The sequence below is a fragment of the Burkholderia sp. BCC0097 genome (assembly GCF_902832985.1).
Taxonomy (GTDB): Bacteria; Pseudomonadota; Gammaproteobacteria; order Burkholderiales; family Burkholderiaceae; genus Burkholderia; species Burkholderia orbicola.
Genome location: NZ_CADFDM010000010.1, coordinates 57389 through 80246 on the forward strand (window position 1 = coordinate 57389; position 22858 = coordinate 80246).

The following is a 22858-nucleotide window of genomic DNA, read 5'->3' on the forward strand; positions in this document are numbered from 1 at the left end:
CTGCGCGTCGCCTGGCTTCAACGTCAGGCGGCGCGCTTCGTTTTTTGGCGTAGTGGCGGTACCGATCCAGATTTGATCCGATGAGCACTTTTCCCACTCTCGATGCGTGGCTTTCGCATCTCGAACGCGCGCACCCGGTCGGCATCGACATGGGCCTCACCCGCATCGGGCAGGTCAAGGCGGCGCTGCAGCTCGAATTCGCGTGCCCGGTGATCACCGTTGGCGGCACGAACGGCAAGGGTTCGACCTGCGCGTTCCTCGAGACGATCCTCGTGCGCGCGGGCTACAAGGTCGGCTGCCATACGTCGCCGCACCTGCTCGAATTCAACGAGCGCGCGCGCGTGAACGGGCAGAACGTGACCGACGACGAGCTGCTGCCGCATTTCGAAGCCGTCGAAGCCGCGCGCACGTCGCTGGCCGAGCCGGTCTCGCTCACGTATTTCGAGTTCACGACGCTCGCGATCCTGCATCTGTTCGCCTCGCGCGGGCTGGACGCGGTGATCCTCGAAGTCGGCCTCGGCGGCCGGCTCGACGCGGTCAACATCATCGATACCGATTGCGCGATCGTCACGAGCATCGATATCGACCACACCGAATACCTCGGCGACACGCGCGAGAAGATCGCGTTCGAGAAGGCCGGGATCTTCCGCGCGGGCAAGCCGGCGATCTGCGGCGATCCGGCCGCGCCGCAGACGCTGATCGACCACGCCGAAGCGATCGGCGCCGATCTGTGGCTGGTCGGCCGCGATTTCCGCTACGAGGCGCAGGCGGGCGCCGAGCGCCAGCAATGGAGCTATCTTGGCCGCGAGAAGCGCTATCCGGCGCTCGCGTATCCGGCGCTGCGCGGCGCGAACCAGCTGATCAATGCGTCGGCCGCGCTCGCCGCGCTCGAGGCGCTGCGCCCGGTGCTGCCGGTGTCCGCGCAGGACATCCGGCTCGGGCTGGCCAACGTCGAGCTGCCGGGGCGCTTCCAGGTGCTGCCCGGCAAGCCGGCGATCGTGCTCGACGTCGCGCACAATCCGCATGCGTCGGCCGTGCTCGAGCAGAACCTCGGCAACATGGGCTTCTTCCCGTACACGTACGCTGTGTTCGGCGCGATGCACGACAAGGACATCGACGGCGTGCTGCAGCACCTGAAGGGCGAGATCGACCACTGGTGCGTGACCGACCTGCCGCTGCCGCGCGCGGCCTCCGCGGAGCAGCTCGAAGCCGCGCTGCGCAAGGCCGGCGTGGAGGAGGGGCCCGATTCGAGCGTGACGCGTTACGCGTCGCCCGCGGAAGCGTTTCGCGATGCACTAAAAAGAGCATCCGAGAATGATAGAATCGTGGTTTTCGGCAGTTTCCATACGGTTGCCGGCGTGCTGGCCTACCGTAAATCGCAGCAACACTGACTGACGGGCAGTTTCGGACTCAGCCATTCATGGGAATTTTCTCGTTCGGCAAGAAAGACGACGACGCGCCCCCGCGGCGCGGCGGTCGCACCGGGGCCTCCCGGAACGTGCGCACGGAGCGCACTGAACGCGTCGAGCGCCGCTCGCGCCGCACCGAGCGTCCGGAATCGGATGCACTGCTCCTCGATCCGACCCTTCCAGAAAAGCAACGCGCGCGCCGTCGCCTCGTCGGCGCGATCGCGCTCGTCGTGGCCGCGGTGATCGTGCTGCCGATGGTGCTCGATTCGCACCCGAAGCCGGTCACGGACGACATCGCGATCGACATCCCGAATCGCCCCGCGCACCAGGCGGTCGCGCCGCGCGACGACGATGTGTCCGACGTGCAGGCGGGTGTCGCGCACGACGAACCGCCGGCCTCCGACACGGCCGTTGCGGCTGCACCGGCGCCCGCGCCTAAGGATGCCGCCAAGCCGGCCGCGAAACCCGATACGACCACCACGGCGAGCGTGACGCCGCCGAAGCCCGCGCCGAAGCCGGCTGCGCCCGCCGCGAAACCGGCCGCGCCGAAGCCTGCGCCCGCCGCCGTCGCGAACGACGGCGCCGCGAGCCCGGACAGCAGCGACGCATCGTCGCCGGCATCGCCGGCCGGTGCGCGCTTCGCGGTGCAGCTCGGCTCGTTCAAGGACGACGCGACGGCCCGTTCGTGGGCGACCAAGTTGAAATCGGCGGGCGTGCCCGCATATGTCGAGCATCGCAAGCAGGCAGACGGCAGCACGGCTACACTGTTGCGGGCCGGCCCGTTCGCGGATCGTTCGGCGGCTTCCGCCGCGATCGCGAAGGTGCGCGAAGCCGGTCTGACGCAGTAATGCCACGATGCTGACGGCTTTCGACTACGCTGTATTGGCGGTGATCGTGTTGTCGGCGCTGCGCGGCGCGTGGCGCGGCTTCGTGTCCGAGATTTTCGGGCTGATCGGCTGGATCGCGGCGATCGTGATCGCGGGCCGCTACGTCGGGCTGGTCGTACCGTACATCCCGGCGAACTGGCCGGGCGGCGCGCTGACGCAGTGGGTGATCGCCTTCGCGTTGCTCGTGATCGGCGTCGTGCTGGTCGCCGGCGTGGCGAACGCGCTGCTGTCGCGGATCGCGCAGGCGAGTGGCCTGGGCGGCGTCGACCGCTCGCTGGGCATGATGTTCGGGCTCGTCCGCGGCTGCGTGCTGGTGGTGCTGCTGGTCGCGGCGGCCGGGCTGACCGAACTGCCCAAACAGGATTTCTGGCGCAATGCGCTCTTGCGTCCTTTTGCCGAACAGGGTGTGCACGAGCTGAAGCAGCTCCTGCCCGACGGCATGGCCCAGTACGTACGCGTGTGACGACGCGGCCGGGCAGGACGGAACCGATTTTGTCATTCTGAAGGACATGCCATGTGCGGCATCGTAGGCGTTATCTCCCAATCCCCGGTCAATCAGCTGATCTATGACAGCCTGCTGCTGCTGCAGCATCGCGGTCAGGACGCGGCGGGCATAGCGACGGCGGACGGCAGCAATTTCCACATGTACAAGGCGAACGGCATGGTGCGCGACGTGTTTCGCACGCGCAACATGCGCAGCCTGCCCGGCACCTACGGCATCGGCCAGGTGCGCTACCCGACGGCCGGCTCGGCGTCGAGCGAGGCCGAGGCACAGCCGTTCTACGTGAACGCGCCGTTCGGGATCATCCTCGCGCACAACGGTAACCTGACGAACTGGCAGCAACTGAAGGACGAGATGTTCCGGATCGACCGCCGGCACATCAACACCAATTCCGACAGCGAAGTGCTGCTCAACGTGTTCGCGCACGAGCTGCAACTGTCGACCACGGGCCTCGAGCTCGATCCTGCGTCGGTGTTCAAGGCGGTCTCGGGTGTGCATCGCCGCCTGCAGGGTTCGTACGCGATCGTGTCGCTGATCGCCGGCTACGGCCTGCTCGCGTTCCGCGATCCGTTCGGCATCCGGCCGCTGTGCATCGGCAAGCTCGAGACCGAGCACGGCACCGAGTGGATGGTCGCGTCGGAGTCGGTGGCGGTCGAAGGCATCGGGTTCGAATTCGTGCGCGACCTGGAGCCGGGCGAAGCGATCTTCATCGACAAGGCCGGCAACTTCCACAGCCAGCAGTGCGCGGAGAACCCGACGCTGAATCCGTGCATGTTCGAATACGTGTATCTGGCCCGTCCGGATTCGTGCCTCGACGGCGTGCCGGTCTATAACGTGCGCCTGCGCATGGGCGACTATCTCGCCGAGAAGATCAAGCGCGAACTGCCGAACGTGCCGATCGACGTCGTGATGCCGATTCCCGATTCGTCGCGCCCGGCGGCGATGCAGGTCGCCGCGAAGCTCGGCGTCGAGTATCGCGAAGGCTTCTTCAAGAACCGCTACGTCGGCCGGACCTTCATCATGCCGGGGCAGGCCGTGCGCAAGAAGTCGGTGCGCCAGAAGCTCAATGCGATGAGCATCGAGTTCAAGGACAAGCACGTGCTGATCGTCGACGATTCGATCGTGCGCGGTACGACCTCGCACGAAATCGTGCAGATGGCGCGCGATGCGGGCGCGAAGTCGGTGATCTTCGCGTCGGCGGCGCCGCCCGTGAAATTCCCCAACGTGTACGGCATCGACATGCCGACGCGTGGGGAGCTCGTCGCGCACGGCCGCACCGACGAAGAAGTCGCGAAGATCATCGGCGCCGATCACCTGATCTACCAGGACGTCGACGATCTGCGTCGCGCGGTGCGCGACATCAACCCGAAGCTCGAGCATTTCGAGGCGTCGTGTTTCGACGGCAACTACATCACCGGCGCCGTGACGCCCGAGTACCTCGATGCAATCGAGCGTGCGCGTCTCGCACCGGCGTCGCAGGCCGATCGCGACACGGCCGGCGATACCGAGCGTTCGCAGATGAACCTGCAACTGTCGGTCGAGTAACGCCGGCGCACGCTTTTATCGAGGCGTGATAGGATGTGGCCTTGCGTCGATTTGATATCAGCTTGCGGACGCGGGGCAACTTCCCAAAACAGCTAAAGCGAAGGCCGGCGGCAGCCGGCCCGAGTCGATCGCTGTCGTACCGCACCGAAGCCCGCTGATGCCGACGCATAGCGGGCTTTTTGTTTTTTGGCCTCGGTTTTGACCGGGTCCGCGCCTCATGAACGACCGTCGGCGCGGCCCTCGAATACGGAAAACGGAACATGGACGACTCCCTCAACTTTGATACGCTTGCCGTGCGCGCGGGCACGCTGCGCAGCGACTTCAACGAGCATTCGGAAGCGCTGTTCCTCACGTCGAGCTTCTGCTTCTCGAGCGCGGCCGACGCGGCCGAGCGCTTCGCGAATTCGGAGGACTATTTCACCTATTCGCGCTTCACGAATCCGACCGTCACCATGTTCCAGGAGCGTCTCGCGGCGCTCGAGGGCGGCGAGGCGTGCATCGCGACGGCGTCGGGCATGGCCGCGATCATGTCGGTCGTGATGTCCGCGCTGCAGGCGGGCGACCACCTCGTCAGCTCGCGCAGCCTGTTCGGCTCGACGCTCGGGATGTTCTCGCAGATCTTCAGCAAGTTCGGGATCACGACGACCTTCGTCGACCCGACCGACCTGCACGCGTGGCAGGAAGCGGTGCGGCCGGAAACGAAGATGTTCTTCCTCGAGACGCCGTCGAACCCGCTGACCGAACTCGCCGACATCGAGGCGATCGGCAAGATCGCGAAGGCGGCGAATGCGCTGTTCGTCGTCGACAACTGTTTCTGCAGCCCGGTGCTGCAGCAGCCGCTGAAGCTCGGCGCGGACGTCGTGATGCACTCGGCGACGAAATTCCTCGACGGGCAGGGCCGCGTACTCGGCGGCGCGCTGGTCGGCTCGAAGGAATTCATCATGGGCAAGGTGTTCCCGTTCGTGCGCAGCGCGGGTCCGACGCTGTCGGCGTTCAATGCGTGGGTGCTGCTGAAGGGGATGGAGACGCTGTCGCTGCGCGTCGAGAAGCAGTCGGCGAACGCGCTGGAGATCGCGCGCTGGCTCGACTCGCATCCGGCGGTGGCGCGCGTGTTTTATCCGGGGCTCGAATCGCATCCGCAGCATGAACTCGCGAAGCGTCAGCAAAAGGCGGGCGGTGCGATCGTGTCGTTCGAGCTGAAGGGCGACACGCCCGAGCAGCAGCGCGCGAACGCGTGGCGCGTGATCGACGGCACGAAGCTGGTGTCGATCACCGGCAACCTCGGCGACACGCGTACGACGATCACGCATCCGGCGACCACGACGCACGGCCGCATTACGCCGGAAGCGCGCGCGGCGGCGGGGATCACCGAAGGGCTGATTCGCCTGGCGGTCGGGCTCGAGCATGCGGGCGACGTTCGCAACGATCTGGCGCGTGGTCTGGACGGCTGACCGACGCGGCCGGTTTTCGGACCGGCATCAATGAAACGGGCCGCTCGAGAGAGCGGCCCGTTGTCGTTTCGGCGCATGCCGTCGCGCGCGTGTTGTGCCGACGTTCAGCCGGCGGCGTGCCCGGACGGTGCGGCTCGCATCGCGTCCACCATCCAGCGCAGCGTTTCGTCGAGCGGCGTGACCGGCAGTTCGCCCACCGCGCGCCGCAGCTTGTCGCGCGACCCGCTCAGGCTTTTCACTTCGTTGTGCCGCACGAAGCGCGGATCGATCGTCACGTCGATCACGTAGCCGGCGATCCGCGACAGCATCGCCAGCACTTCCTTTAGCGAATACGCGCGCTCCGAGCAGACGTTGAATGTCTCGCCGGCCGGCGCGGCTTCGATGAGCTTCAGATAGGCGGCCGTCACGTCGCGTACGTCGGAGAAATCGCGGCTCACGTCGAGGTTGCCGAGGGAGATCCGCGGCGCGTTGCTCGCATAGTGCGCGACGAGCTTCGGCAGCAAATAGGCATCGCTCTGGCCGACACCGGTGTAGTTGAACGGTCGCGCGATCACGATCGGCAGCCGGTCGGCCCAGAGCTTCGCCGCATATTCCATCGCGAGCTTGCTGACCGCGTAGTCGTTCGCCGGGGCAGGCGCGACGGTTTCGTCGAGCACGCCGGCCGTCGAATTGCCGTAGATGTTCGCGCTGCTTGCCAGCAGCACCGCCGACGGACGGCGGTCGAGGCCGGCGAGCGCCGCCAGCAGGTTGCGTGTGCCGACGATGTTGACCGCGTAGGTTTGCGACGGCTCGTCCTGCGCGACGTGCGCGCGTGCGGCGAGATGCACGACCGCGTCGGGTCGCGCATCGGCCGCGGCCGCGCGCATGGCCTCCGCGTCGAGCAGGTCGACGGGCAGCAGGGTGCAGTGAGCGAACGCCGGATCGGCGGGGCGGGGCGTGCCGGGCGCGACCGTGCCCCAGACGTCATAGCCGGCCGCCTGCAGCCGCTCGGCCATGTAGCGACCGGTGAAGCCCGTCAGGCCCGTGACGAATGCACGGCGCGACGGACCTCCGGTTTCAGAACGTGTCATGGTGTTGGTTCCGCGTCAAATCCGCTTCGACCATCATCTGGCAAAGTTGTTCGAGCGTCGTCTTCGGTGCCCAGCCCAGTTTGCTTTTCGCCTTGTCCGCGCAGCCGATCAGCAGGTCCACTTCGGCCGGGCGGTAGAACTTCGGGTTCACTTCGACGAGCACGTTGCCCGTCGCCGCGTCGAGGCCGCGCTCCTGCTCGCCCTTGCCGGTCCATTCGATCTGGTAGCCGGCCGCGGCGAACGCCATCCGCACGAAGTCGCGCACGGTTTCGGTGCGGTTGGTGGCCAGCACGTAGGTGTCGGGTTCGTCGGCCTGCAGCATGCGCCACATGCCTTCGACGTATTCGAGCGCGAAGCCCCAGTCGCGCTTCGCGTCGAGATTGCCCAGTTCCAGCTTGGTCGCCTTGCCCAGCTTGATCTTCGCGATCGTGTCGGTGATCTTGCGCGTGACGAATTCGCGGCCGCGCAGCGGCGATTCGTGATTGAACAGGATTCCGCTGCTGCCGAACAGGCCATACGATTCGCGATAGTTCACGGTCATCCAGTGCGCGTACAGCTTCGCGACGCCGTACGGGCTGCGCGGATAGAACGCGGTGGTTTCCGTTTGCGGAATGGCCTGCACCTTGCCGAACATCTCGGACGTCGACGCCTGGTAGAAGCGCGTCTTCGGGCTCACGACGCGAATCGCCTCGAGCAGGTTCAGCGGACCGATGCCGGTCACTTCGGCGGTCGTCGCCGGCTGGTCGAACGACACGCCGACGAAGCTTTGCGCGGCCAGGTTGTACAGCTCGTCCGGCTGCGTGCGTTCGAGCAGGCGCAGGCTCGAACCTGCATCGGTGAGATCGTGTTCGACGAGCGTCAGGTTCGGGTGCGTGTCGACGCCCAGCTCGGCGATGCGCCAGAAATTGACCGAGCTGGTGCGGCGGTAGGTGCCGGTGACCTCGTAGCCTTTGTCGAGCAGCAGTTTGGTCAGGTACGCACCGTCTTGCCCCGAAATTCCGGTGATGATGGCCTTTTTACGAGTTTGGCTCATGGCGTTGTCCTGGTAGAAACGTTGGATGATGAAATTCAGGCGGTCGTGCCGGCCGCGGCCGGCACCGCGCGGCGCGCCGGCCCGCGCGTCAGGCGCCGTTCGAAGCCGTACCAGCTCAGGGTCGCGTACGCGAGCGTGATCGCCAGCGCGAGCGCGGCCGTGACGAAGCGGTTCAGGTGCAGCGGCCACAGCGCGTACAGCACGCTCAGGTGGATCAGGTATACGGTGTAGCTGACGGTGCCGACGTAGACGAGCATCGGGTTCGTCAGCACGCGCTGCACGAGACCGCGGCCGCGCAGCGCGATCACGACGATCGACGTGCACAGCAGCAGCGAGATGCTGTAGAGCGCGGCGTTCGACAGCGGCGTGTTCGCGGCGCGAAAGCGCGGGAACGACAGGTGCAGCCAGCCGAGGATCGCGAGCGACACGAGCGCGCCGACGATCGCGAGCGGATAGAACGGCTCCAGCGCGCGCCGGTCGCGGCGCAGCACGATCGCGAGCAACGCGCCGGCCGCGAGCAGGTCCATCCGGAACGGCGTCAGATAGTAGATCGGCCAGAACGAATCGAACCACGGTGTCGCGATCGCGCGCAGCACCGGCGCCGCGACGATCAGCGCGGCGGCGACCCACAGCAGCGCGCGTTCCGAACACCACAGCACGACGAACGGCCAGAAGATGTAGAACTGCTCTTCCACCGCGAGCGACCACAGCACGTTCAGGCTGTCGTGGCCGATGCTGCCGAGCGACAGCCCGATATTGGTCGAGAAGAACGCGAACCACGGCCAGTGCGGCAGCCAGCTCGTGCCGAACAGCAGCGTCGACACCACCAGCAGCAGCACGTACGGCAGCAGGATGCGCCGTACGCGGCGCGCGTAGAAGTGGCTGAAGTACGACTGCCCGCGCGCCTTGCGATCGAGCAGGATGCCGGTGATCAGCAGGCCGCTCAACACGAAGAACAGATCGACGCCCATCCACAGCGGCGCCTTCAGTGCGTGCTGCAGGAATACAGCGCCCACCGCGATCGCGCGCAGCCCGTCGAGCTGCACGATGCGGCCGTGTTGCGGCGCGGCGAGGTCGGCGGGGCGCGACAGGGCCGTCATCGCGCGGCTCCTTCACGACCCGCATCCGATGCGTGTACGTATTGCATGCCTTTAAATGAAATATGGAATCGAAATCGATTCTAGGGAAAAGAAATCGGTAAAAAAACGCGCGTCATTAAGCCGACGACAAATATGCAAATGCCGATTATTACGATCGCGAGATGAAAGGTTGGCGCCCGGGCGGGCGCGACAGACGGGGCGGAGCGGAATTTTCTACGTGGTGGCGCGGGAAGGGCGGTCGTTATTGCCGTTTTCGGCGGTCATTTACGTGCTGTTCCGGTTCGATATTTCAGGCGGAAACATCCCCAAATATTTCCAAATTTCTTGTGATTATTTTTGCTTGTAACCTGCATCGCGACGTTTGAAACCCATTTAGCGACAGCGCGCGGCCGCGGGCGATCCGTGGCCGCGCCGGTCGCTGTTGCATCGAGTCTGGAGAAGCGCATTGCGACGTCTGATTCTGGTTGGCATGACGGTGTGCGCGGCGCTGCTGACGAGCGCCGCGCCGGCCGAAACGGTGTTGCCCGCGACGACCTCGTGGATCGGCAACACGTTCGGCTATGGCGATGGCACATGGACGCAGATCGACATCCGCGCGATCGCGGTGACGCCCGAGGGCAAGGTGTATACGAATGCGCCGTGGGACGAGAGCGGCGCCGAGGCGAGCGTCTACCAGGACGGGAAGATGCTCGGCTTCGCCGGCGGCACGCACGGCTGGGGCAATCTCGGCGGCAGCGCGATCGCCGTGAACGGCAAGTACGCGTATGTCGCGATCGGCGTCGGCAACGAGCGCGGCCACCTGCAGTCGCCCGGCATCTGGCCGGACAAGGGCAAGCAATGGTTCGGCATCTCGCGGCGCACGATCGGCGACATGAAGCAGCCCGCGCCGTTTCGCGCGGCGCCGCAGGTCGCGCCGGGCGGGCGCGCCGATACCGGCCGCGCGCGGATGGCCGCGAGCTTCATGATGATGAACGAGGTGCCGGCGCCCGCGCGCTCGGAAGTGGGTGAGGCGAAAGCGGAAGTGGGTGGCCTCGCGGCCGACGACAAGACGCTGTTCGCGACCAATCCGTCGCGCGACGTGGTGGATGTGTACGACGCGGAGACGATGCAGCAGAAGGGCACGTGGAGCGCGCACGAGCCGGGCCGCATCGCACTCGCCGGCGACGGCACGCTGTGGCTGCTGACCGATACGCTCACCGGCCCCGCGCATCTCGTGCACGTGCGAGCCGACGGCCGCAAGCTCGACGACGCGCCGGCGCTGCCGGAAGGCACCGACGCGGTGGACGTGGCGGTCGACGCGAAAGGGCGCGTGCTCGTCGCCGACAACGGGCCGCGCCAGCAGATCCTGATCTTCTCGAAAGGCGGCAACGGCTATGCGCCGTCGGGCACGCTCGGCGAACGCGGCGGCATCTTCGCGGGCCCGGTGCCGGGCCGGCCGGGGCCGCAGCGTTTCAACGGGCTGACCGGCGTCGGCGTCGACCGCGCGGGCAATATCTACGTATCGATGAACGGGATCGGGCCGCGCCACGACACGATCGGCGCCGGGCTCGGCGCGGTGCTGGAGAGCTACACGCCGGACGGCAAGCTGCGCTGGCAGGTGCAGGGGCTGCTGTTCGTCGACGGCGCGTGGCTCGACCCCGCGCGGCCGAACAGCGTGTACACGGGCAACAAGCGCTTCGAACTCGACCTGTCGAAGCCGCCGGGCCAGGACTGGAAATACGTCGGTTTTCTGTCGAACCGCTTCAAGTATCCGGACGACCCCGTGTTCCACACGGACCAGTATCCGGGCATGCCGATCGCGCGACGCGTCGACGGCCGCACGTTCCTGTACCTGACCGACATGTACGCCGATCACCTGAAGATCTACCGCTTCGACGCGAAGCGTGACGGCGAGGTCGCGATTCCGTCGGGCCTGATCGCTGGCCGTGCGCGGCCGGTCGACAAGGTGCCGAACAAGCCGCCGGGCGGCGACTGGCTGTGGCGCGACGCGAACGGCAACGGCCGGATCGATGCCGACGAGTCCGAGATCAACACAACGGGCAAGGCGAAGGCGGGCGGCTGGGGCTGGTGGGTCGACACGAAGGGCGACATCTGGCGCACGAGCGACGTGCGCGGCATCCACCGCTTCCAGTACGGCGGCGTCGACAAGGCCGGCAACCCGATCTATTCGTACGACAAGGTCACGACCTACCCGATGCCGCAGCCGTTCACGCAGCTGCGCCGCGCGATCTACGAGCCGCAGACCGACACGCTGTACGTGACCGGCTACACGGCCGATGCGCCGCCGCAGCCGGGCATCAACAAGGAAGTGGGGCGCGTGCTGATCCGCTTCGACAAGTGGTCGACGGGCTCGCCGGTCGCGCGCTACCAGGTGACGCTGCCGTGGAAGCTCGATGCGAAGCCGATCTTCGACCTGATCGGGATCACGGTCGAGGGCCGCTACATCTTCACGGTGGAGCCGGTCGGCAAGATCCACGTGTACGACAAGGAAACCGGCAAGGAAGTCGGCGTGATGAGCCCGGGCGCCGAGGTCGGCAAGGCGTCGGGCTGGGTCGACGTGCCGTTCGGCATCAGCGCGTTCCGGCGCGAGAACGGCGAGTACCTGGTGTTCGTCGAGGAAGACGCGCGCGGCAAGGTGCTCATGTACCGCTGGAAACCGTGACGGGCGGCGCGCCGTCGTCGGCGTCAACGTCACACAAGGCTAAAGCATGGACAAAGGCATACTCAAGAACGTTTCGATCAACTTCATCGGGCTGATCCTGCCGACCTTCGTGTCGCTGGTGACCGTGCCCGCGTATATCCACGCGCTCGGCGTCGAACGCTACGGCGTCGTGAGCCTCGTGTGGACGCTGATCGGCTATTTCGGGATCCTCGATCTCGGGATGAGCATGGCCGCGCAGAACCACATCTCGAAGGCGCTCGCGAGCGGCAACGCCGACGAAAGCGCACGCGTGTTCTGGAGCGCGTTCTGGCTGAATCTCGGTACCGGCATCGCGGGCGGGCTGCTGATCTATTTCGGCGCGTTCGTCTACACCGCGTATTTCACCAAGGTGTCGGCCGCGATGCAGCACGAGGTGTATCTCGCGCTGCCGTGGCTCGCGCTCGCGATTCCGCTCGCGAACGTGTCGTGGGTGTTCGCCGGCGCGATCAACGGCGCCGAACGGTTCGGCGTGTTCAACACGAACCAGACGATCGGCACGTTCCTGTTCCAGCTGCTGCCGCTCGCCGCCGCGTGGTGGATCGCGCCGAACCTGCAGACGGTGCTCGCCGCGGCCGTCGTCGCGCGGCTGATCGCGGCGGTGATGCTCGGGCAGGCCAGCATCAAGGTGCTCGGCATCCGCCGCATCGATCCGCCGCAGTGGGGCACCGCGAAAGGGCTGTTCAATTTCGGCGGCTGGATGCTGATCGCGAGCACGACCAGCATGATCGCCGACACGCTCGACCGTGTGATGCTCGGCGCCGGCATGGGCGCGAAATTCGTCACCTACTACACGGTGCCGCAGAACCTCGTCACGCGCCTGAACATGCTGCCGAACGCGCTGGTGCGCACGCTGTTCCCGCGGCTGTCGGCGGTCGGCCGCGATCATGCGGATACGCTCGCGCGCCAGTCGCTCGAATTCCTGAACGGCGTGTTCACGCCGGTCGGCATCGTCGCGATCTTCGCGCTCGCGCCGTTCCTCACGCTGTGGGTCGGTGCCGACCTCGCCGCGCATTCGGCGCCGGTCGGCCGCGTGCTGGTGATCAGCGTGTGGCTCGTCGGCCAGGCGAGCGTCACGCGCATCCTGATCCAGTCGCAGGTCAACCCGGCCCGCGCGGCCTTCGCCGGGCTCGTCGAGATGCCGTTCTTCGTCGGCGGCCTGTGGTTCGGCATTCATCACTTCGGGCTGATCGGCGCGGCGGTGGTCGTCGCGGCGCGCGCGCTCGTCGACTACGGCGTGCTGCTGTACCTGTCGGCGATCCGGATGCGCGCGATCGTGCTCGACATGCTCGCGCACCTCGCCTTCCTGCTCGCGAGCCTGTTTCTGGCCCAAGCCTGGTCGGGGCTCGGCGAGTCGATCGGCATGTGCGCGGTCGTGCTGGTGCTGAACGTCGCGTGGTCGCTCACGATGACGCCGGGATTGCGCGCACTCGTGCGCGACCTGTTTGTCCGTCTCAATGCGAGGAAAACCGTATGAATCGCGATCTGGCGGAACACGCCGTCCTGAATCTCGCCACGGCCGATGCCGCCGTGGCCCACCCGGGCGACGCCGCGCTGCACCGCGCGGTGCCGGCCGAGCGCGCGGGCGCGCGGCAGCCGGCGCGTGCGTTGCGCGTGGCGATCGTCCACGACTGGCTCGTCACCTATGCGGGCGCCGAGCGCGTGCTCGAACAGATCGTCGCGTGCTTTCCCGACGCGGACCTGTTCAGCCTCGTCGATTTCCTCGACGATCGCGCGTTCGTGCGCGGCAAGCCGGTCACGACGTCGTTCATCCAGAAGCTGCCGTTCGCCCGCACCAAGTACCGCAGCTATCTGCCGCTGATGCCGCTCGCGATCGAGCAGCTCGACGTGTCCGAGTACGACCTCGTGATCTCGAGCAGCCACGCGGTCGCGAAGGGCGTGCTGACCGGGCCGGACCAGGTGCACATCAGCTACGTGCATTCGCCGATCCGCTATGCGTGGGACCTGCAGCACCAGTATCTGGAACAGTCGAACCTCACGCACGGGCCGAAATCGCTGCTCGCGCGGATGATCCTGCACTACATCCGCAACTGGGACACGCGCACCGCGAACGCGGTGGACGGCTTCGTCGCGAATTCCGCGTTCATCGCGCGGCGCATCAAGAAGGTCTATCACCGCGACGCGGCGGTGATCTTTCCGCCGGTCGACGTCGATGCGTTCTCGCTGAACGCGGTGAAAGAGGATTTCTACCTGACCGCGTCGCGGATGGTGCCGTACAAGAAGATCGACCTGATCGTCGAGGCGTTTTCGCGCACGCCCGAGCGCAAGCTCGTCGTGATCGGCGACGGCCCCGAGATGCAGAAGATCCGCGCGAAGGCCGGCCCGAACGTCGAGATCATGGGCTACCAGCCGTTCGCGGTGCTGCACGATCGGATGCGGCGCGCGAAGGCGTTCGTGTTCGCGGCCGAGGAGGATTTCGGGATCTCGGTCGTCGAGGCGCAGGCGTGCGGCACGCCGGTCATCGCGTACGGCAAGGGCGGTGCGCTCGAAACCGTGCTCGACCCGCAATCGAACCTGAACCCGACCGGCCTCTTCTTCGACGAGCAGACGCCGCACGCGATCGTCGCGGCCGTCGACGATTTCGAGCGTGCGCCGCAGCGCTTCACCCCTGACGCGTGCCGCGCGAACGCGGAACGCTTTTCCGCCGACACGTTCCGGCGGCGCTTTCTCGACTACGTCGAGCAGGCGCTGCCCGGTTCGACCGCGCAGCGCGGCACGGCCGCCCCGCTGCCGGCCGCGCGCGGCCCGGCGACGCTCGTGCTCGACCAGAGCGGCGTGCTCGGCGGCGCCGAGCTGTCGCTGCTCGAGATCATGAAACACATGCGCGCGAACGCCGACGTGCTGCTGTTCGCCGACGGTCCGTTCCGCGCGGCGCTCGACGAGATCGGCGCGCGCGTCGACGTGGTCGAGCAGGGTGCGCTCGCCGGCGTGCGCAAGCAGGGCGGCGTGTCGTTCGGCGCGGTGAAGCAGCTCGTGCGGCTGGTGCGCGACGTCGCCCGGCGCGCGCGCCGCGCCGAGGTGATCTACGCGAACACCCAACGCGCGATGGTGGTCGCCGCGCTTGCCGGGCGGCTCGCGCGCAAGCCGGTGGTCTGGCACCTGCGCGACATCGTCAGCACCGACCATTTCGGCGGCAAGCAGTTGAAGGCGATCAAGTATTGCGCGCGGCTCGGCGTCACGCGCGTGATCGCGAACTCCGACGCTTCCGCGCAGGCGTTCCGCGCGCTGACGGGCTTCACGCCGCAGCACGTCGACGTCGTGTTCAACGGCATTTCGGCCGAACCGTTCGACGCGCTGGAAGGCGTGAGCCAGGCCGCGCTGCGCGCGCGCCTCGGGCTGCCCGCGGACGCCTGGCTGGTCGGCTCGTTCAGCCGTCTCGCACGCTGGAAGGGGCAGCATGTGCTGCTGGAGGCCGCCGCGCGGCACCCGGACATGCACGTGGTGCTGGTCGGCGCGCCGCTGTTCGGCGAGGACGACTATGCGGCGCAACTGCACGAATTCGTCGCGCAGCACGGGATGGACGAACGCGTGCATTTCCTCGGGTTCCAGCGCGACGTGGCCGCGTGCATGACGGCGGTCGACGTCGTCGCGCACACGTCGATCACGCCGGAGCCGTTCGGGCGCGTGATCGTCGAGGGGATGCTCGCGCGCCGGCCGGTCGTCGCGGCGCGGGCGGGCGGCGTCGTCGAGATCATCGAGGACGGCGACAACGGGCTCCTTTGCGAGCCGGGCAACGCGGCCGCGCTGGCCGATGCGCTGGCGACGCTCAAGCGTGACCGCGCGCTGCGCGAGCGGCTCGTCGCGAGCGGGCGTGCGACCGCGGTGCGCCGGTTCGGGACCGAAACCTACGTGGAGCGGGTCGAGAAGATCCTCGCGGATACGGCGAAAGCCGCCAAGGCCGCGAACGCGAAGAAGTAGCAGCCGGCGCGAGCCGGCGGCAAACGAGCCCCCATGCGGCGTTGCGCTGCGCGGGGGCTTTGTTTTTCGGCGGGCGAGGTGTCTGGGGGTGGCGGACGGGCGGGCATGCACGCCGAATCCGCATGGGGCGCGAGCGTGGCCAGATCGTTATCTGAAACGGGATCGGGCCGTCGGCGACGTGAAGCGGGCAGGCGACACCGTTGCAGTCGTGCCGCGGCAACCCCGCAGAGACGGCTTACGCGGGGCGTAGCGCGGTCGGAGAGCGGCAGGCTGCCCGTCCTTGTCGAACCGGCCCGCTACCGCGTGCCGGCCGTGAAAAAGCCCCCGCGCAGCGAGACGCCGCGCGAGGGCTTCGAGACCGGACGGGCCGGCCGGCGTGTGTCAGACGGCCTGTTCCGGCGTTGACGCGACGACACGGGCGGCGCGGTTCGGCTTGAAGCTGGCCGACCACATCATCGCCGGTCGTTCGAACATCCGGTAGAACAGGTACGCGACCGGAATCGCGACGGCCATGAACGCGAACGACGGCCAGATCGACAGCTGCAGTTCGGAGTGGAACAGCACCGAGCCGAGGCAGACGAACAGCGGCAGGTGGATCAGGTACAGCGAGTAGCTGAAGTCGCCGAACCAGCTCAGCACGCGCAGCGGCGGTGTCGGGCGCGGCGGGCGGGCGAGCGCGCGGTACAGGAAGCACGCGAAGCCCGCCGACCACAGCTGGAATGCGCCGTACTGGCCGACATGGAACGCGCCGCAGCCGGCGGCCAGCAGCACGGCGGCCGCGACGTACCACGCGCGCGACGGCACGACGGCCGTGCCGCGTGACTGCTGCGCGCGCACGTCGGCGATCCATGCGCCGATCGTCCAGGACAGCCAGTACGACGTGAAGAATTGCAGGTCGTGCCGTTCGAGCAGCCACGCCGACGCGACGTTGACGAGCGCGACCGCGGCCACGACGGCCGGCATGCCGATGCGCCGGCGCAGTGCGAACAGCAGCGGGTAGACCACGTAGAACTGCACTTCGAGCGACAGCGTCCACAGCGCGCCGTTCGACCCGTACGTGTAGCCGTCGACGCCCTGCAGCGAGAACAAGTTCACGAGGAACGCGACCAGGCCGACGTCGCGGATCTTGTGGCTGACGGGCTCGATCTGCAGGCTGACCGCGTCGAGCGCGAGCGTGAACAGCAGTGCGGCCAGCAGCACCGGGTAGATGCGCGCGAAGCGGCGCACCCAGAAGTTCGGCGCGTCGAGCCGGTAAGCGGGGTTGGCCGCGAGCTTGAGCGCCGCGTTGCGGTGGATGCAGTAGCCGCTGATCACGAAGAAGATCGGGACGCCGGCGGAGCCCCACGCGAACGGGAAGGTCAGGTAGCCGGCGATCACGCCCGGGCTGAGTGCATGACCGTAAGCATGATGGAAGCTCTGCATGCCGACCCAGACGACCTGGCGGCAGTGGAAATAGGCGACGAGCAGCGCCGCGAAGCCGCGCATCGCGTCGATCACGTGTTCCTTGTGATCGGCGACGGGCGGCGCGGCCAGAGACGATCCGCTGAAAGCTTGCATGCGATTCGATTCCTTGCGACGGATGGACGGGAAGTTTCATCCAATCGTAATGCGCAAGAATTCGGTCAATGAATAAAAAAATCTCGCCCGGAAATATTGGTATTCCACATCATGGATTTATCCCGGCCCGAAAGCGGTTCGTCGAGGGGCGCGAATTATTTGCCGATTTTTTTATGATAGTTTGAAAGCTCCAGTTGATTGATGCAAGGAGCGGCAAGATGGACATGCATTGGATCGCGAGCGCAGCAGTACTGCTGGTCATGGCCGTTCTGTCGGCGTACCGCGAGGCGCTGAAGAACGAACCGATCCGCCCGGGCCTCGAGCGGGGCGGCGTGCCCTATATCGAGGAATTCGAATCGTAAGAATTTGTATCTGGAAAATCGGTAATTTGTTTCTGCTTCGGCAATCGGTTCGGCAATATCGACCGGATTGAAACGATTATATTTTTTCCGGAATAATTGGGCAATCAGTTCATATCGAAAATGAGCGGAGCGGAATTGGCAGTACCGTCGATTCTCGATATGCCGTTCGGAACACAATCGCGCCGGGTCGCGGGTCGACGCGGCGCAGTCAACGCTATCAGGATGCGAACATGTTGAAAGTCACCAAGGCCGTGTTCCCCGTTGCCGGTCTCGGCACGCGGTTCCTCCCGGCAACGAAGGCGAGCCCGAAGGAAATGTTGCCCGTCGTCGACAAGCCGCTGATCCAGTACGCGGTCGAGGAAGCGATCAACGCCGGTATCACCGAGATGATCTTCGTCACCGGGCGCAGCAAGCGCGCGATCGAGGATCATTTCGACAAGTCGTACGAGATCGAGGCCGAGCTCGAGGCGCGCGGCAAGGAAAAGCTGCTCGAGCTCGTGCGCGGCATCAAGCCGAGCCACGTCAACTGCTTCTACGTGCGCCAGCCGGAAGCGCTCGGCCTCGGCCACGCGGTGCTGTGCGCGGAGAAGCTCGTGCACGGCGAGCCGTTCGCGGTGATCCTCGCCGACGACCTGCTGCATGGCGAACAGCCGGTGCTCAAGCAGCTCGTCGACGTGTTCGACCACTATCACAGCTCGGTGATCGGGGTCGAGACGATCCCGCGCGAGGACAGCCGCTCGTACGGCGTCGTCGAAGGCCGGGAGTGGGAAGAGGACATCATCAAGCTGTCGGGCATCATCGAGAAGCCGGCGCCGGAGGATGCGCCGTCGAATCTCGGCGTGGTCGGCCGCTACGTGTTCATGCCGACGATCTTCGATCACCTGCGCAAGCTCAAGCCGGGCGCGGGCGGCGAACTGCAGCTCACGGATGCCGTCCAGTCGCTGCTCGCGAACGAACAGGTGCTCGCGTATCGCTACTACGGCACGCGTTTCGACTGCGGCAGCAAGCTCGGCTATCTGAAGGCCACCGTCGAGCTCGCGCTCCAGCATCCGGAAGTGAGCCGCGAATTCGAGGCGTATCTGCGTACCTGCTTGCCCGCGCTGGCTGCCGTCGCTTAAAGCGGCCGCGCGCTCCGTCGTTTCAGGTGGTGGTTGTTCCGTTGGCCCCGGCCGCTCGCGCGCCGGGGCTTTTTTGTTTTTGCGGGCGCCCGAGCAGGGCGCGCGACGTCTCGGTGTCGTGCCGCGAACGTGCGGCAGGCGGTGTCCCGCGATGCGTGACGCGTACCGATGAGGCCCCGCGTCGCGCGTGAAACCGGTGCCGAAGCATGCGCCGCGTGACCGGATCGGTGGAGGGGTTGCGCGACATGCGCGACACGCGCGTGGGTGTCGCGCGGCGACGCGGCGTCGGCTGCCATGCAGCCGACCGTCGGGTGTCACCGGTATCGAAGCGTTCCCGTTCGGCTTGCGCCGTACGCCGCTTCCGCGTGCCGCTCAGCGCGGCGACGCGCTCGGCTGCGTGGCGAAGTGCCGGGCCAGCAGCGCGGCGATCGGCTTCTTGAAGTCGAGCAGCCGCTTTTCGAGATAACGCCAGGACAGGTGCGCGAGCAGCACGGCGAGCGCGAATTGCAGCATTTCCGGCAGCGCGTCGCGGACGATCTCCGGCATCGGCACGTGCGCGAAGGATGCGGGCAGTGCGCCGAAGCGCGCCGGAATTAGGTTGTGGAACAGGTAGAAGCCGTAGCTGATCGTGCCGAGATAGGCGAGCGGCGCCCAGTCGAGCAGCGCGACGACGGGATGCTCGGGCGCGCTGACGATCCACAGCATCAGCGCGGCGAGCGACGCCGACAGGCCGAGATCCGCGAGCCCCGCGACCGCATCGGGTAGCGCCGTGAACGCCGGCAGCACGAGGAAGAACACGACGCCTGCCGCGCCGAGCCAGCCGGGCGGCACGCGGCGCGCGGCCGTCGCGCCGCGATCGGCAAGCGCCATCGCGCCGACGCCGCCGAGCGCGATCAGCGCGAAATTCCACGGGGAAAACGCGTAGATCAGCACCGGCGACGCGTCCGACAGGTAGAGCGCGAGATGCGCGATCGCGCACAGCACGACGGCCGCGACGCCGAGCGCGACGTGTCGCGCGGCGGGCACCGTGAGCAGCGCGAGCGGTGCGATCAGATAGAACTGCTGTTCAACGGCGAGGCTCCAGAAGTGCGACGTGGAGCCGGGCCAGCCGTCCTTGACGACGCCGATCCAGTAATTCGACAGGAACGCCGCGTGCCATGCGAGCCCGAGATTGACGCCGCGCTGGTAGAACAGCGCGTGTGCGATCGCGAGCGCGGCGAGCAGCAGGTAATACACGGGAAAGATCCGCAGCGCGCGCTTCGCGAGGAACAGCGCGAGTGCGTGACGGCGCGTCATGGTGCCGCGCTCGACCGCCTGACGGTTGCGATGCAACTCGCCGACGATCAGGAATCCGCTGATGAGGAAAAACGTCCACACGCCGAGCTTGCCGACGTCGACGGCAAGGACATGGCCCTTGTGGGACAGGAAAACGAGGATGACGGCGAGGGCTCGCAGGCCGTCGAGTCCTTTGACGTATCTGACTTCGCGCATGGAGGCATCCGGGCATTGAGCGTGCCCAGTATAGGTGCGCAAATATCGAACGTAATTCGCGTTCGGGTTCGTTTGAGCCCATACGTGAAGGTGTTTTTTTCATGCTCAAGCGTCGATGAAGTCGGTCGCGCGCAACAAAACCTGCGGGAAACCCCGCGAAAACGCATAAAAGTACTGCACGAAGCGTCAAGGCGCTTGTAGAATCCGGCGTTGAAGCGCGCGCGTTGCACGCTTCGTGTATCCAACGACCACACCTGGTAGGAGAAACATGGCGACTTCCGCAAAAAAGGTGGCCAAGAAGGCTGCCGCACCGGCGACCAAGAAAGTGGCTGCCAAAAAGGCTGCGCCCGCGAAGAAAGTAGTGGCCAAGAAGGCTGTCGCGAAGGCAGCACCGGCTGCTCCGACGCCGCTGAAGGACAAGTTCACGAAGGCATCGCTCGCAACGCACATCGCTGAGCGCGCAGCTGTCGAAGTGAAGGCGGTCAAGGCAGTGCTCGTCGCACTCGAGAACGTCGTGCTGGGCTCGGTTCACAAGAAGGGCGCAGGCGAGTTCACGCTGCCGGGTCTGCTGAAGATCACGGCGCAAGTCGTGCCGGCGAAGAAGAAGCGCTTCGGCAAGGATCCGTTCACGGGCGAAGAGCGTTGGTTCCCGGCGAAGCCGGCCAGCGTGCGCGTGAAGGCACGTGCGCTGAAGAAGCTGAAGGACGCGGCGGCGTAATGCCGCGCAACGACTGCCGAATGCATGTCGGCAGCCGTTGCGATGTCCCGAGATCCCCGTACGCGAAAGCGTGCGGGGATTTTTATTGCGTCGCGCAAAGCGCGCGGGGGCGAACAGTCGGCATGGCGATCACAGGTTGTCCGACGCATGACGCGCGGCGGATCGTATGTCGTGCATCTGCGTTCCGATCGCCGAGCGGCGAGCTTCGTTCGCGCAACGCGTGCCGGTATCGATGCGGCAGGGCGAAACGCTCGGCATCCTCGGCGAGCATCCTCGGCGAATCGGGATCGGGGAAGTCCACGCTCGCAGTGGCGCTGCCCGGGTGTCGTTTCTTCGCGTTCCGTTGGGCGCGTCTCGCCAGGTTTGCCGTCGCGACCGACTTCATTCCGAATGAGATCTCCGCATAGCTCGCCGCCGCACGCGTCGCGATCGAACGGCATCTCGGCGCGACGCCGCGAGTGATCCACCTGTTCGGATCGGCGCTCGACGGCGGCCTGAAACCGCGCAGCGACATCGTTGTGGGTGACGGCGCGGTGCGCCCGGACGAAGCGGTGCGGCGCGCGCTGATGTCGGACCTGCTCGGTGTGTCGGCGCCGCTCGGTTGCAGTGGCGACATGCGTGCGCTGGAGGTCACCGTCATCGCGCACGGCGATGTGGTGCGGTGGTGTCATCCCGCGCGACGCGAGTTGCAGTTCGGCGAGTGGCGGCGCGGCGATCGGGAGGCCGGCATCGTCGAGCCGCCGCTGGTCGATCACGATCTGGCTATCCTGTTGACGAAGGCGCGCCAGCAAGTATTGTGCTGATCGGTTCGCCCGCTGACGTGCTGTTCGAGCTGGTGCCCGCACGCAACTTCGTCGCCGCGCTGCTCGCGACCGTCGCGCAGTGGGACGCCGAACCGGACTGGCGCGGCGACGAGTGCAACATCGTGCTCGTGCTCGCACACGTCCGGTACAGCGTCGCGACCGGCAGGATCGCACCGAAGGACGTCGCCGCAACGTGGATGCTGGCGCGCTTGCCGGACGCGCACCGGCCGGTCGTAGCGGCCGCGCGTGCTGCCTGTCTCGATGGCGAAGCGGGCGCGGCGATCGCTTCGGGCGAGCCGCTGGCCGAATTCATCGGCTACGCGCGGCGCAGGATCGAGCCGATGCTATCGGCGTGGCAGCAGCGGCCGACGAAGCACGTTAACGGCTTACGGCCCGCCTGCCACGGATAGCGAACGCGTTTGAGCCGGATGCATGCAGGCGATCCGGCGCGGCATCACGCATGTGCAGCCGGACGCCTGTCGTCAGCCCGCGGTGCCCGCAAAGGCGGCCTTCAGCGCGGCGTCGTCGAACTTGGTCATCTGCATCATCGCGGCGGCCACGCGGCCCGCCTTGACCGCGTCGCGGTCGGCCATCATCGGAATGAGCGCCTCCGGCACGATCTGCCATGACACGCCATAACGATCCCGCAGCCAGCCGCAGCCGTCGGCCGTGCCGCCGTTGTCGAGCAGGGCGCTCCAGTAGCGGTCGAGTTCCGCCTGGTCCGCGCAACTGACGAGCAGCGAGATCGCGTGGTTGAACGCTTCCGTGCGCGGATGACTCATCGCCAGGAACGGCTGCCCGAACAGCTCGAATTCGACCATCCGCGTGCTGTCGGTGCCGGGCACCGCCGTGACGCGCACGATGCGCGAATCCGGAAAGATGCCGGCATAGAAGGCTGCTGCTTCCTCGGCTTCCGTCGAATACCAGAGAAAAGGCGTGATCTTCTGAATCGTCATGACGAGTCTCCTGTCTGTATGGGTCCGGGGCAAACCATGTGCCGCCATCGATACGACGGACGACGCCTGTCGAAATCGACACACGGTGCGAACAAATCCCGCCTCGGTTGAGCCGGCTGTGCCGGCTGTGCGGATGGTAGTCGTCCTGCCGGGAAACGGCGACCTCTCCGGGCATCGGAAACGGTGTCGCGGGCACCTTGCAGCCGCCAGGCGCCGCTG

Annotated in this window: 18 protein-coding genes and 1 pseudogene; 12 read left to right on the forward strand and 7 right to left on the reverse strand. The window is 66.6% G+C overall.

Going from position 1 to position 22858, the window contains the following annotated elements; genetic code table 11:
• The first annotated feature begins 80 nt into the window (after positions 1 to 80).
• From folC to HWX07_RS29315, 5 genes are all read left to right on the forward strand, one after another.
• A complete protein-coding gene (folC, locus tag HWX07_RS29295; RefSeq protein ID WP_006479330.1) occupies positions 81 to 1391 on the forward strand; it encodes a bifunctional tetrahydrofolate synthase/dihydrofolate synthase in 1311 nt (436 codons plus the stop codon).
• Positions 1392 to 1420: 29 nt separating this feature from the next.
• Positions 1421 to 2257, forward strand: coding sequence for an SPOR domain-containing protein (locus HWX07_RS29300; RefSeq protein WP_124467596.1), 837 nt, complete (start codon positions 1421 to 1423; stop codon positions 2255 to 2257).
• A gap of 7 nt (positions 2258 to 2264) precedes the next feature.
• Positions 2265 to 2759, forward strand: coding sequence for a CvpA family protein (locus HWX07_RS29305; RefSeq protein ID WP_027782633.1), 495 nt, complete (start codon positions 2265 to 2267; stop codon positions 2757 to 2759).
• A 51-nt stretch (positions 2760 to 2810) separates the two neighbouring features.
• Positions 2811 to 4343: an amidophosphoribosyltransferase gene (gene purF, locus HWX07_RS29310; RefSeq protein WP_006479327.1), complete on the forward strand. Its 1533-nt coding sequence runs from the start codon at positions 2811 to 2813 to the stop codon at positions 4341 to 4343.
• 260 nt (positions 4344 to 4603) lie between these two features.
• Positions 4604 to 5794 carry an O-succinylhomoserine sulfhydrylase gene (locus tag HWX07_RS29315; RefSeq protein WP_124467594.1) on the forward strand — a complete coding sequence of 397 codons (1191 nt, stop codon included), beginning with the start codon at positions 4604 to 4606 and terminating at the stop codon, positions 5792 to 5794.
• A gap of 104 nt (positions 5795 to 5898) precedes the next feature.
• Here the strand turns inward: HWX07_RS29315 and HWX07_RS29320 are convergent, their stop codons facing one another.
• Genes HWX07_RS29320 through HWX07_RS29330 form a run of 3 tightly spaced genes read right to left on the reverse strand, consistent with a single transcriptional unit; the run spans position 5899 to position 8997 of the window.
• Positions 5899 to 6864, reverse strand: a complete 966-nt coding sequence (locus tag HWX07_RS29320) for an NAD-dependent epimerase/dehydratase family protein (protein ID WP_175878650.1) — start codon at positions 6862 to 6864, stop codon at positions 5899 to 5901.
• Positions 6851 to 7897 carry a GDP-mannose 4,6-dehydratase gene (gmd, locus tag HWX07_RS29325; protein ID WP_011548084.1) on the reverse strand — a complete coding sequence of 349 codons (1047 nt, stop codon included), beginning with the start codon at positions 7895 to 7897 and terminating at the stop codon, positions 6851 to 6853. Before gmd ends, HWX07_RS29320 begins: the two co-directional genes overlap by 14 nt.
• A gap of 35 nt (positions 7898 to 7932) precedes the next feature.
• Positions 7933 to 8997, reverse strand: coding sequence for an acyltransferase (locus tag HWX07_RS29330; RefSeq protein WP_175878651.1), 1065 nt, complete (start codon positions 8995 to 8997; stop codon positions 7933 to 7935).
• Positions 8998 to 9466: 469 nt separating this feature from the next.
• Here HWX07_RS29330 and HWX07_RS29335 point away from each other — a divergent pair, with 469 nt between their 5' ends.
• From HWX07_RS29335 to HWX07_RS29345, 3 genes are read left to right on the forward strand one after another with little or no spacing between them, the layout of a single operon-like run.
• The gene (locus tag HWX07_RS29335; RefSeq protein ID WP_175878796.1) at positions 9467 to 11659 is read left to right on the forward strand and encodes a hypothetical protein; all 2193 of its coding nucleotides are present in this window, start codon (positions 9467 to 9469) and stop codon (positions 11657 to 11659) included.
• Between the two features lie 46 nt (positions 11660 to 11705).
• Positions 11706 to 13172 carry a flippase gene (locus tag HWX07_RS29340; RefSeq protein ID WP_175768277.1) on the forward strand — a complete coding sequence of 489 codons (1467 nt, stop codon included), beginning with the start codon at positions 11706 to 11708 and terminating at the stop codon, positions 13170 to 13172.
• Positions 13169 to 15634, forward strand: a complete 2466-nt coding sequence (locus HWX07_RS29345) for a glycosyltransferase family 4 protein (protein WP_175878652.1) — start codon at positions 13169 to 13171, stop codon at positions 15632 to 15634. The genes HWX07_RS29340 and HWX07_RS29345 overlap by 4 nt, the downstream gene beginning before the upstream one ends.
• Before the next feature lie 381 nt (positions 15635 to 16015).
• Here the strand turns inward: HWX07_RS29345 and HWX07_RS29350 are convergent, their stop codons facing one another.
• Entirely contained in the window at positions 16016 to 17191 is a 1176-nt protein-coding gene (locus HWX07_RS29350) for an acyltransferase (protein WP_175878653.1), read from the reverse strand.
• Between the two features lie 218 nt (positions 17192 to 17409).
• Here HWX07_RS29350 and HWX07_RS29355 point away from each other — a divergent pair, with 218 nt between their 5' ends.
• The gene (locus HWX07_RS29355; protein WP_006479318.1) at positions 17410 to 17553 is read left to right on the forward strand and encodes a hypothetical protein; all 144 of its coding nucleotides are present in this window, start codon (positions 17410 to 17412) and stop codon (positions 17551 to 17553) included.
• A gap of 230 nt (positions 17554 to 17783) precedes the next feature.
• A complete protein-coding gene (galU, locus tag HWX07_RS29360; RefSeq protein WP_006482949.1) occupies positions 17784 to 18671 on the forward strand; it encodes a UTP--glucose-1-phosphate uridylyltransferase GalU in 888 nt (295 codons plus the stop codon).
• Positions 18672 to 19043: 372 nt separating this feature from the next.
• Here the strand turns inward: galU and HWX07_RS29365 are convergent, their stop codons facing one another.
• Positions 19044 to 20162: an acyltransferase gene (locus tag HWX07_RS29365; protein WP_011548078.1), complete on the reverse strand. Its 1119-nt coding sequence runs from the start codon at positions 20160 to 20162 to the stop codon at positions 19044 to 19046.
• Positions 20163 to 20430: 268 nt separating this feature from the next.
• On the opposite strand from HWX07_RS29365, the gene HWX07_RS29370 reads away from it, so the two are divergent.
• A complete protein-coding gene (locus tag HWX07_RS29370; protein ID WP_011548077.1) occupies positions 20431 to 20880 on the forward strand; it encodes an HU family DNA-binding protein in 450 nt (149 codons plus the stop codon).
• Between the two features lie 82 nt (positions 20881 to 20962).
• Here HWX07_RS29370 and HWX07_RS37065 read toward each other — a convergent pair whose 3' ends face one another.
• Positions 20963 to 21265 (reverse strand): hypothetical protein, encoded by a 303-nt coding sequence (locus HWX07_RS37065; RefSeq protein WP_244130053.1) that lies wholly within the window; start codon positions 21263 to 21265, stop codon positions 20963 to 20965.
• 43 nt (positions 21266 to 21308) lie between these two features.
• Here HWX07_RS37065 and HWX07_RS29375 point away from each other — a divergent pair.
• Positions 21309 to 22093, forward strand: a pseudogene (locus HWX07_RS29375) (aminoglycoside adenylyltransferase family protein).
• Positions 22094 to 22165: 72 nt separating this feature from the next.
• On the opposite strand, the gene HWX07_RS29380 reads toward HWX07_RS29375, so the two are convergent.
• A complete protein-coding gene (locus HWX07_RS29380) occupies positions 22166 to 22639 on the reverse strand; it encodes a VOC family protein (RefSeq protein WP_124461546.1) in 474 nt (157 codons plus the stop codon).
• Between the last annotated feature and the right edge of the window lie 219 nt (positions 22640 to 22858).

Excerpts from the sequence above, each read along its gene's own strand:
- HWX07_RS29370 (WP_011548077.1), top strand. The coding sequence starts at position 20,431 with ATGGCGACTTCCGCAAAAAAGGTGGCCAAGAAGGCTGCCGCACCGGCG.
- gmd (WP_011548084.1), bottom strand. The coding sequence starts at position 7,897 with ATGAGCCAAACTCGTAAAAAGGCCATCATCACCGGAATTTCGGGGCAA.
- HWX07_RS29350 (WP_175878653.1), bottom strand. The coding sequence starts at position 17,191 with ATGCAAGCTTTCAGCGGATCGTCTCTGGCCGCGCCGCCCGTCGCCGAT.
- HWX07_RS29300 (WP_124467596.1), top strand. The coding sequence starts at position 1,421 with ATGGGAATTTTCTCGTTCGGCAAGAAAGACGACGACGCGCCCCCGCGG.
- HWX07_RS29340 (WP_175768277.1), top strand. The coding sequence starts at position 11,706 with ATGGACAAAGGCATACTCAAGAACGTTTCGATCAACTTCATCGGGCTG.
- HWX07_RS29345 (WP_175878652.1), top strand. The coding sequence starts at position 13,169 with ATGAATCGCGATCTGGCGGAACACGCCGTCCTGAATCTCGCCACGGCC.
- purF (WP_006479327.1), top strand. The coding sequence starts at position 2,811 with ATGTGCGGCATCGTAGGCGTTATCTCCCAATCCCCGGTCAATCAGCTG.
- HWX07_RS37065 (WP_244130053.1), bottom strand. The coding sequence starts at position 21,265 with ATGAAGTCGGTCGCGACGGCAAACCTGGCGAGACGCGCCCAACGGAAC.
- HWX07_RS29335 (WP_175878796.1), top strand. The coding sequence starts at position 9,467 with ATGACGGTGTGCGCGGCGCTGCTGACGAGCGCCGCGCCGGCCGAAACG.
- HWX07_RS29365 (WP_011548078.1), bottom strand. The coding sequence starts at position 20,162 with ATGCGCGAAGTCAGATACGTCAAAGGACTCGACGGCCTGCGAGCCCTC.
- HWX07_RS29380 (WP_124461546.1), bottom strand. The coding sequence starts at position 22,639 with ATGACGATTCAGAAGATCACGCCTTTTCTCTGGTATTCGACGGAAGCC.
- HWX07_RS29320 (WP_175878650.1), bottom strand. The coding sequence starts at position 6,864 with ATGACACGTTCTGAAACCGGAGGTCCGTCGCGCCGTGCATTCGTCACG.
- HWX07_RS29330 (WP_175878651.1), bottom strand. The coding sequence starts at position 8,997 with ATGACGGCCCTGTCGCGCCCCGCCGACCTCGCCGCGCCGCAACACGGC.
- HWX07_RS29315 (WP_124467594.1), top strand. The coding sequence starts at position 4,604 with ATGGACGACTCCCTCAACTTTGATACGCTTGCCGTGCGCGCGGGCACG.
- folC (WP_006479330.1), top strand. The coding sequence starts at position 81 with ATGAGCACTTTTCCCACTCTCGATGCGTGGCTTTCGCATCTCGAACGC.
- HWX07_RS29355 (WP_006479318.1), top strand. The coding sequence starts at position 17,410 with ATGGACATGCATTGGATCGCGAGCGCAGCAGTACTGCTGGTCATGGCC.
- HWX07_RS29305 (WP_027782633.1), top strand. The coding sequence starts at position 2,265 with ATGCTGACGGCTTTCGACTACGCTGTATTGGCGGTGATCGTGTTGTCG.
- galU (WP_006482949.1), top strand. The coding sequence starts at position 17,784 with ATGTTGAAAGTCACCAAGGCCGTGTTCCCCGTTGCCGGTCTCGGCACG.